The sequence below is a fragment of the Streptococcus sp. CF7_Ac1-12 genome, assembly GCF_024295905.1.
GTDB lineage: Bacteria > Bacillota > Bacilli > Lactobacillales > Streptococcaceae > Streptococcus > Streptococcus mitis_AP.
Map to the genome: position 1 here is coordinate 1 of NZ_JANCPG010000026.1, position 9114 is coordinate 9114.

The 9114-nt window shown below is 40.5% G+C and carries 10 protein-coding genes, 1 tRNA gene, 1 other RNA gene and 1 pseudogene; 1 reads left to right on the forward strand and 12 read right to left on the reverse strand.

The features are described from left to right. The 11 genes from NMM17_RS09425 to comW form a co-directional block, all read right to left on the reverse strand. Window positions 1-629, reverse strand: a 629-nt coding sequence (locus NMM17_RS09425) for an Rpn family recombination-promoting nuclease/putative transposase (RefSeq protein WP_254754326.1), incomplete at its 3' end; no start/stop codon positions are given. A gap of 223 nt (window positions 630-852) precedes the next feature. After that, the gene (locus NMM17_RS09430) at window positions 853-1821 is read right to left on the reverse strand and encodes a ribose-phosphate diphosphokinase (RefSeq protein ID WP_000010158.1); all 969 of its coding nucleotides are present in this window, start codon (window positions 1819-1821) and stop codon (window positions 853-855) included. A 145-nt stretch (window positions 1822-1966) separates the two neighbouring features. Further along, window positions 1967-2782 (reverse strand): PrsW family intramembrane metalloprotease, encoded by an 816-nt coding sequence (locus NMM17_RS09435; protein ID WP_000742255.1) that lies wholly within the window; start codon window positions 2780-2782, stop codon window positions 1967-1969. A 24-nt stretch (window positions 2783-2806) separates the two neighbouring features. Then, window positions 2807-3304, reverse strand: a complete 498-nt coding sequence (locus NMM17_RS09440) for a carbonic anhydrase (protein WP_004240973.1) — start codon at window positions 3302-3304, stop codon at window positions 2807-2809. Window positions 3305-3376: 72 nt separating this feature from the next. Beyond that, window positions 3377-4741, reverse strand: coding sequence for a DNA repair protein RadA (gene radA, locus NMM17_RS09445; RefSeq protein WP_303660011.1), 1365 nt, complete (start codon window positions 4739-4741; stop codon window positions 3377-3379). A gap of 10 nt (window positions 4742-4751) precedes the next feature. Next, a complete protein-coding gene (locus NMM17_RS09450) occupies window positions 4752-5309 on the reverse strand; it encodes a histidine phosphatase family protein (protein WP_004240969.1) in 558 nt (185 codons plus the stop codon). Then, a complete protein-coding gene (locus NMM17_RS09455; RefSeq protein WP_000702003.1) occupies window positions 5269-5712 on the reverse strand; it encodes a dUTP diphosphatase in 444 nt (147 codons plus the stop codon). Before NMM17_RS09455 ends, NMM17_RS09450 begins: the two co-directional genes overlap by 41 nt. A gap of 56 nt (window positions 5713-5768) precedes the next feature. Next, window positions 5769-5866: signal recognition particle sRNA small type (ffs, locus tag NMM17_RS09460), an RNA gene on the reverse strand. 32 nt (window positions 5867-5898) lie between these two features. Continuing rightward, window positions 5899-6366, reverse strand: a complete 468-nt coding sequence (gene tadA / locus NMM17_RS09465) for a tRNA adenosine(34) deaminase TadA (protein ID WP_001110116.1) — start codon at window positions 6364-6366, stop codon at window positions 5899-5901. Window positions 6367-6565: 199 nt separating this feature from the next. Then, window positions 6566-7852, reverse strand: coding sequence for an adenylosuccinate synthase (locus NMM17_RS09470; protein ID WP_001832534.1), 1287 nt, complete (start codon window positions 7850-7852; stop codon window positions 6566-6568). A gap of 231 nt (window positions 7853-8083) precedes the next feature. Next, complete coding sequence (comW, locus tag NMM17_RS09475; protein WP_000941925.1) at window positions 8084-8320, reverse strand: sigma(X)-activator ComW; 237 nt, start codon at window positions 8318-8320, stop codon at window positions 8084-8086. Window positions 8321-8806: 486 nt separating this feature from the next. Between comW and NMM17_RS09480 the strand changes: the two are divergent. Continuing rightward, window positions 8807-8964 (forward strand): annotated as a pseudogene (locus tag NMM17_RS09480) (ISL3 family transposase); the annotation flags it as partial. 76 nt (window positions 8965-9040) lie between these two features. Here NMM17_RS09480 and NMM17_RS09485 read toward each other — a convergent pair. Further along, window positions 9041-9114, reverse strand: a tRNA-Asn gene (locus NMM17_RS09485).

The following is a 9114-nucleotide window of genomic DNA, read 5'->3' on the forward strand; positions in this document are numbered from 1 at the left end:
TGGCTGATGGCTCGCTCGGGTTGTTGGGTAAAGGGTTTATTACCGAAAAACTCCAACCACGGTTTGCGAACCTTATCTTTGCTGGTTTCTCTGTATTTTTTTAGTTCCAAGAATGCCATCTTGACTAGATGGTTTTCCTGACCGTTGTTTGTAATTGTTAAAACCTCACCCGTCGTATCCTCTCGCATACTAAAGCTGTGAAAAGCTAAATCATCTTGAAAGTAGTTGCTATCCACGATTGCGATAGCATATACTGGTGCGATGTGTTTATAACTATGGTGTGTATTACCTTCTCGTTGGCGAATTTTTTCTAGGTTTTGATTGACTTGACTGCACAGGTAAGCCCACAAACGATTGATGAAAAAATTCTGATGATGGACTTGTATTTCGATAATAACCTGAGTGCCGTTATCCAATTCCGCCAAGACGTCTATACTGGTATAGAAATCCTGCGCTGAGTAAGGCAGGGAAGGTAAGACATGAATATTGCTTCCCTCTAAAATCGTCACATTTTTGGCTGGTAAATCCAGCATATCGCGAATAAATTGACAAGTGATTTCTGGGTTGCTAAAAATCTTCTTAGCCACTAAATCATTAGTCGGGTTGATGCCCGGATGTCTTAGAATCATCCTTTTCCTCCTTTTATTATACCATAGTCTTATACTCAATGAAAATCAAAGAGCAAACTAGGAAACTAGTCGCAGGCTGTACTTGAGTACGCAAGGCGACGTTGACGTGGTTTGAATTTGATTTTCGAAGAGTATTAAATCTAGTTTTACTAGATTCTATGGTTCTATCTATTTATTCGGAAAAGAGATGAAAAAAACCTGAGAATCATCTCAGGCTTGGTCATTAAATCTTTTTCTCAATACTGAAAAGTGGAGAAAGTGGGCGTTTTTCATGGATACGTACGATAGCATCTCCTAGGAGATGAGCGATTGAAATCTGCTCAATCTTATCAATCAAACGCTCTTCTGGCAGATAGATGGTATCCAAAACAACTAATTTCTTAATAGCTGATTTTTGGATATTGTCCATAGCAGGACCAGAAAGAACTGGGTGCGTACAGCTTGCATAGACTTCAACAGCACCAGCTTCCGCAAGGGCATCTGCCGCGTGACAAATCGTACCTGCCGTATCAATCATATCATCAATCAAGATACAAGTCTTGCCTTCGACCTTACCGATGATGTTCATGACTTCACTAGTATTCATCTTATCAACACTACGACGTTTATCAATAATAGCGATAGATGTTTTCAAAAATTCTGCCAACTTACGAGCACGAGTCACCCCTCCATGGTCTGGGCTGACAACCACATAGTCAGAACCAACCATGCCACGACGCTCAAAATAATCCGCAATCAGAGGAGCCCCCATTAAATGATCCACAGGAATATCAAAGAATCCTTGAATCTGCGCAGCATGTAAGTCGATGGTCAATAAACGATCCACTCCAGCTACTTCAAGCATATTTGCGACAAGTTTTGAAGTGATTGGCTCACGCGCTCTCGCCTTTCTATCCTGACGTGCATACCCATAGTAAGGCATAACAACATTGACAGATTCTGCACTCGCACGCTTCAAAGCATCTACCATAATCAAAATTTCAAGCAGATTGTCATTTACAGGCGAACTAGTTGATTGTAGGATAAAGACGTGTTTCCCACGGATTGATTCTTCGATGTTGACCTGAATCTCTCCATCTGAAAATTGGCGAACACTTGATTTCCCCAACTCTATCCCAATCTCCTGCGCCACACGTTCTGCCAATTCTTTATTAGAAGAAAGGGCAAACAGCTTTAAATCAGAAAAAGACATGATTTCCTCCGGTATATATGTATCGCTTGTGCTTTTCACAAGATTTTTCCATTTACCATTGTAGCGCTTTTTGCACTATTTTTCAATCAAAAATAAAAGAAGGGCAGCATATTTGTACCCTTGCATCATTCTTTTAAAAAATATTCTAGTTCATCAACTCATTGTGCTTCTCAACAAAACGATAAGCCTGATAAAAACCATAGAGAGTAATAGCCGTAACCACTGGAATCGCTAAAGGCAACTCTGTCTCCAATTCAACAAAAGGAGAGTTAAACAAGAAATGAGTTCCCAAGGCTAGACCTAGGAAAATAAGCCCCTGTTTCTTGCCAATCTTCTGCCCTTTATAGGCTCTGTAAAGCAAGTAAACACCTACTACAGCTAGACCTGAAAAAGTCCAGTGAGAGGCAATTCCTGAGATGATACGCTCTAAAATTCTCGAAATAGTAAAGTCAAAGCCCTCTGGCAAATCCGTACGAATGTAACCAATATCCTCAATCATTTGGAATCCCAAACCAGAAGCAATCCCCAGTAAAAACAAAGATTTTAATTTTCGCACAGGAATCAAAGCTAAAACAAAGATAAGTGGCAATAATTTCAAGGTTTCTTCTACCAAAGGAGCCACAATAGCACTTTCAAAGGCATTTAAAAATGCACTATCTGGGAAAAGAACCCCCAGTAAATCATGGATGTAGGTATTAGCAAAGCTAGAAAGCCAGCCTGAAAGGAACATTCCTCCTAATAAAGACAAGATCAAGGAGTTCTTTGGCAATTCCCATTTTTTCCCAATACGGAAAAGAAAATAAAGAGCCGGAATCATGTAAAAGAGAGCTAGAAAGATAGAAACTCCCATCAGTCCATATTCCGCACCTGACATCGAACCGTCCGTATAGTAGATAGTTTCATACTGCAAACCAATACATAGCAATAAGATAAAAATAAATAAAATACTGTTTTTCTTCATACACTTTCTTTCTAAATGAATTTTTTACAATTCTACGACTGTCATACTTCCTGTATCCACATCGTAAATGGCACCAGAGATAATGACATCGTCTGGTATTAGGGGAGAATCGATAAGGAGTTGCATATCCTCGCGTACACTTTCCTCTATATCTTGGAAGGGCAAAAAGTCCTGGTCTGACACATCGACACCTAGTTCCTCTTTTAAATACTCCTGAAAAGGACCATTTTCAAAAGTCTGAGCACCACAGTCTGTATGGTGCAACACCACAATCTCTCTTGTCCCCATCTGTTGCTGGGAAATAACTAGCGAACGAATCATGTCCTCGGTCACCCGACCACCTGCATTCCGCAAGATATGAGCATCCCCAAGTGCCAAGCCCAGAGCTTGCGCAACGTGCAAACGTGAGTCCATACAGGTCACAATAGCTACTCTGGTTTTGGGTTTAAGTGGCAGATTTAACTGCCCATGTAGGGCAACATAAGCCTGATTGGCTTGCATAAACTGTTCAAAATACGACACGATTCCCTCCTTGAAAATTTGATAGTCAAATATTTCTCCTATCTTATCATTTTTATGAGGATTTGTCACGGATTATGCAAAGACCTTTTTCAAAACTTCCTGAATCGTTGTCACCCCAATGACCTGTATTTCCTTGGGTGGAGTGATTCCTGTTAAGGAATTCTTAGGTACATAAATCTTGGTAAATCCCAGTTTAGCAGCTTCGTTGATGCGTTGTTCGATACGATTCACGCGCCGAATCTCCCCTGTCAAACCCAGCTCGCCTACAAAACATTCCTGAGGGTTGGTTGGCTTGTCTTTGTAACTAGAAGCAATGGCAACTGCAACCGCCAAGTCAATGGCAGGTTCATCCAATTTGACACCGCCAGCAGATTTGAGATAGGCATCCTGATTTTGCAAGAGAAGACCTGCCCGTTTTTCCAAAACAGCCATAATCAAACTCGCACGATTAAAATCAAGCCCTGTCGTCGTACGCTTGGCATTTCCAAACATAGTCGGTGTTACCAAAGCCTGCACTTCTGCAAGAATAGGACGCGTCCCTTCCATGGTCACAACGATTGACGAGCCAGTTGCTCCATCCAAACGCTCCTCTAGGAAAACCTGACTCGGATTGAGGACCTCAACCAAGCCACCTGACTGCATCTCAAAAATCCCAATCTCATTAGTGGAGCCAAAACGGTTTTTCACCGCTCTCAAGATACGGAAGGTGTGGTGACGCTCCCCTTCAAAGTAAAGCACCGTATCCACCATATGCTCCAACATACGAGGCCCAGCCAAGGTTCCTTCCTTGGTTACATGCCCTACGATAAAGATGGCGATGTTATTAGTCTTAGCTAGCTGCATCAGTTCAGCCGTCACCTCACGCACCTGAGAAACAGACCCCTGCACCCCTGAAATCTCAGGAGACATAATGGTCTGGATAGAGTCAATAATGAGGAAGTCTGGCTGGATGCGCTCCACCTCTGCTCGAACACTCTGCATATTGGTCTCTGCATAGAGATAAAACTCGCTATCAATATCACCCAAGCGCTCTGCACGTAGTTTAATCTGCTGAGCAGACTCCTCCCCACTAACGTAGAGAACTGTCCCCACTTGGGACAACTGGGTTGAAACTTGTAGGAGAAGGGTTGATTTCCCAATCCCAGGATCCCCACCGATGAGGACGAGACTTCCTGGTACCACTCCTCCTCCAAGTACACGGTTGAATTCCTCCATCTCTGTCTTGGTTCGATTGACATTGATGGAGGTCACTTCAGCCAGTTTCATGGGCTTGGTTTTCTCACCTGTCAAGGACACACGCGCATTCTTGACCTCGGCAACCTCAACCTCTTCTACAAAAGAAGACCAAGATCCACAGTTAGGGCAACGTCCCAGATATTTAGGGGAATTATACCCACAATTTTGACATACAAATGTCGCTTTTTTCTTTACGATGATAAACCTCTTTCTATACCTCTAACTCACACTCAATCACTTGGCAAAAATCAATCTTCTCATTTGGCACAAACTGGCGCATAAGCATATTGTGACTTACCACTATCACGGTCTGGTAATCTCGATACTTAGCCATGCATTCTAGGAAACGAGACTTCATCTCTTCAGCTGTCTCATATTGAATAGGACTATTAGGAAGCAACTCCCCCTTGTTTTCTAAAAACAGGCTTCTAGCTGTTTCAAAGTTTTCTATTCCAGTTCCATAGACCTGCCATTCATGTAATAAAGGCTCCACTCTCAAAGGAAGGCCCGTAGCACAGGCCACATAAGAAGCCGTTTCTAAAGCTCTTGTGACTGCAGAAGATATGATTAGTTCAGCTGAAGGGAGTAAAGGATTGGTGCTCAGTTTCTGGGCTTGCTGCCGTCCCTTATCAGACAAGGGTGCCAAATCTATACCAAATCCCGTATAAGAACGCTCCTCTAACTCACGATAATCTGGCTCCCCGTGACGTACAAAGATAATCTTCATCCTAGTGCCCAGTCGATCCAAATCCACCAGTTCGCACGCCATCAGCCACATCTCCATCTGCAATTAAGAAAGGAGCAAAGACAGCCTGGACCACACGTTCCCCAACTTCAAGAACAACCTCTTGGTCTGTGATATTCTTCATCTGAGCAAAAATATGCCCTTCATTCCCAGGATTTCCATAATAATCCCCATCAATGACCCCAACCGAGTTAATCAAGACCAGACCCTTCTTACGAGGATTTGAAGAACGATCATAGAGGTAGAGAACCTCAGTCGGCTGCATATAAGCCTTAACCCCTGTCGGGACGAGAACAATCTCTCCTGGCGCAATAACTGTGCGCACAGCAACCTTTAAGTCGTAACCAGCCGCATGCGCTGTCTCACGCTTGGGCAATAAATTTTCATCTGTAAAAGTAGAAACCAATTCAAAACCACGAATTTTCATCATCTTCTCTTTTCTATTATCATTTATTCTAGATTATTCTATCTTATTTATTCGGAAAAAGCACGAAAAAAAGAGCACACAATTCAAATCGCTTAGGGCTGCTGGATTCCTCCCCTGACCCGCTTCACGCAGAACTGTTGCTCCACTATTTATTATATCACATTCCTATTCATTTTAAAAGCAAAATTATTTTTTCCGTCTATTTCTAAAAAAATCCTGCATAATAGCTGCACATTCATCTTCCAAAATTCCCGTTTCAACCTCCACACGATGATTGAGACGCTCATCTGTCAAGATATCATACAAACTCCCAGCAGCGCCAAATTTCTGGTTTTTAGCCCCATAGACCACGTTTGGAATGCGGGCAAGTCCAATCGCCCCACTACACATGACACAAGGCTCAATGGTCACAAAAAGCGTGCAATCCAGCAAGCGCCAGCTCTCCTCACTTAGGTTCGCATTTTCTATAGCCATAATTTCCGCATGCATAACCGCTCGTTGCAACTCCTCACGCGCATTATGCCCACGACCAATGATTTCTCCATCCTTGACAATCACACAACCAATTGGAATTTCATCGTGTTCAAGAGCAATCTCAGCCTCTCTCAAAGCTTTCCTCATAAAGACTTCTTTTTCTTCAACTGTATAATTCATCAATTTCCCTTTTTCTACTTGTCAGTTTTATTATTATATCATGAATCTCAAGACAAAAAAAGCCACCGAATGCGGTGACTCTATAGGGAGATTATTATGAAAAAGAAAAGTTTAGGATATTTGTTACAACAAGTTAGGAGGTCTTCTTGTAACTGTCTATAGTATACCCGACCTATCTTAAACAAATCTTAAAAATCTCTTAGGACCAAACACTTTCTAAAATATTTGTTTGTTCACGACCAGGGCCTACTGAGAAAGTAGAAATACGAACGCCAACCAATTCACTCACACGACGAACGTAGTTACGCGCATTCTCAGGAAGATCTTCCAAATTACGAACGCCAGTGATATCTTCTGACCAACCTGGTAACTCTTCATAGATAGGCTTGCAACGTTTCAATTGCTCAAGACTAGCTGGATAGTAGTCAATACGTTGACCATCAAGATCATAGGCCACACAGATTTTCACAGTATCCAAACCGCTCAAAACATCGATAGAGTTCAATGAAAGGTTGGTGATACCAGAAACACGGCGGCTATGACGCATCACAACTGAGTCAAACCAACCCACACGGCGTGGACGACCAGTTGTTGTACCATATTCATGACCTACTTCACGGATACGTTCTCCCACTTCATCAAACAACTCAGTTGGGAAAGGACCGTCTCCTACACGACTGGTATAAGCCTTACATACACCTACAACCTTGTCAATCTTACTTGGACCAACACCAGAACCAATTGTCACACCACCAGCCACAGGGTTTGAAGAAGTAACAAATGGATAGGTACCTTGGTCGATATCTAGCATAACACCTTGTGCACCTTCAAAAAGCACACGTTTACCGTTATCAAGCGCATCATTCAAGATTACAGATGTATCTGTCACATATTTCTTGATTTGTTGACCATATTCGTAATACTCTTCAAAAATATCATCGAAAGCAATCGCTTTACTGTCATACAATTTTTCAAAAAGACGATTCTTCTCAGCAAGGTTACGTTCTAAACGCTCACGGAAAATATCTTTATCCAAAAGATCGGCAATACGAATCCCAACACGAGCAGCCTTGTCCATATAAGCTGGACCAATTCCCTTAATTGTCGTACCAATCTTATTGTCGCCCTTAGCTTCTTCTTGCAGACGATCCAACTCGATATGATAAGGCAAAATAACATGCGCTCTATCAGAAATACGCAAGTTATCAGTTGTCACACCCTCCTCATGAAGATAGCTCAACTCTTTTACAAGAGATTTAGGATTTACAACCATACCATTCCCAATAACAGAGATTTTTTCAGGGAAGAAAATCCCAGATGGAATCAAGTGCAATTTAAACTTCTTACCATCAATCACAATCGTGTGACCTGCATTATCACCACCTTGGTAACGCGCAATCACTTCTGCATTCGCTGAAAGGAAATCTGTAATCTTCCCTTTACCTTCATCACCCCATTGGGTACCTACAACAACAACTGAAGTCATAATCTTGTCTGAGCCCTCAGGCTCTTCCTTTCTCACATACATGGCAGGACTCTCACCTGCAATTATATCTTACAATTTATTATAAGAAAAAATCGCCTTTTTATCAAGAAGAAACAATAGAAAGATTTGCTATTTCCAACTATTAAAAAATGATTTAGAAAAATAACCAGCTATTTGTTATTATAATTCTATAAAAAAAGTAAATTTGTTCGGAAATTTTGTCAAACTATCTCAACAAGAAATAAATCCCTGATTCATTATCAATTTTTCAAGATACAAACGATAAGCAACACGATAATGGTAAACAATAAAATCTCTACGACACCCAATGCCATATCTCACTAAATAATAAATTAAAAATTTAAAATGAAAATGTTCCCAGTCCCAACTATCACCAAAGAAAGTAGCATACTCTTCTTCGAGACTGTCATAGAAATCTGTCATCTGATCATAAATACTTTGTAGCATAAATATATACTCCTTTACTTTTTATGACCTTATTCTAACAAAAAATTTTACACATTCACTATCAATTCCTGAATTGTTAAAATACCAACCTCAACAAGATAACAAATAGAAAAAATTGACAGAATAAGAACAAATATCTTACATCAAAAACAAACTATTAAATCCTTAAAAATAAAAAATTTCATATAAATGATTTACAAAAATTATCCTTTACGGTTACTATATTATAAATCATCCTGTGCATTGAATCTTTCTCAGTTTAAAATATAAAGTGATTGAATAGAAATGAAGCACTTAATAATTATTAAAAAGAAAAGCAACTATAATATTTGTCCTCTATGGGTATTATAGAACCTATTTTAGGGTAGAAAAAATTCCATAAGATTTATAACGAAAAAGCACCAAACCATCATTAGAAAGAATCATATGGAACAATTACACTTTATCACAAAATTACTAGAGCTTACAGACCCTAATTTCTAAATTATGGATATCATCAATAGGGGTACACATAAGGAAATCCTCGCTAAACTGAACTACGACACCCCATCTTGACCTGATTGCGTAAGTTAAGAGAGCGTTGTTTTAAGTGCTATCAGTGCTCGAAAATGATGGTGTCTGAAACTTCTATCGTCAATAAAAATATCTCGCATCTAATGAAGCGAGATAGATTATTAATTATATAACAAAAAAGAGGCCGAAACCTCCTTTAATTAACTACTCCGCCAGTAGGACTCGAACCTACGACATCATGATTAACAGTCATGCGCTACTACCAACTGAGCTATGGCGGA

Excerpts from the sequence above, each read along its gene's own strand:
- NMM17_RS09430 (WP_000010158.1), bottom strand. The coding sequence starts at position 1,821 with ATGTCTTTTTCTGATTTAAAGCTGTTTGCCCTTTCTTCTAATAAAGAA.
- NMM17_RS09435 (WP_000742255.1), bottom strand. The coding sequence starts at position 2,782 with ATGAAGAAAAACAGTATTTTATTTATTTTTATCTTATTGCTATGTATT.
- NMM17_RS09450 (WP_004240969.1), bottom strand. The coding sequence starts at position 5,309 with ATGGCGTGCGAACTGGTGGATTTGGATCGACTGGGCACTAGGATGAAG.
- NMM17_RS09455 (WP_000702003.1), bottom strand. The coding sequence starts at position 5,712 with ATGAAAATTCGTGGTTTTGAATTGGTTTCTACTTTTACAGATGAAAAT.
- tadA (WP_001110116.1), bottom strand. The coding sequence starts at position 6,366 with ATGAATTATACAGTTGAAGAAAAAGAAGTCTTTATGAGGAAAGCTTTG.
- NMM17_RS09470 (WP_001832534.1), bottom strand. The coding sequence starts at position 7,852 with ATGACTTCAGTTGTTGTTGTAGGTACCCAATGGGGTGATGAAGGTAAA.
- comW (WP_000941925.1), bottom strand. The coding sequence starts at position 8,320 with ATGCTACAAAGTATTTATGATCAGATGACAGATTTCTATGACAGTCTC.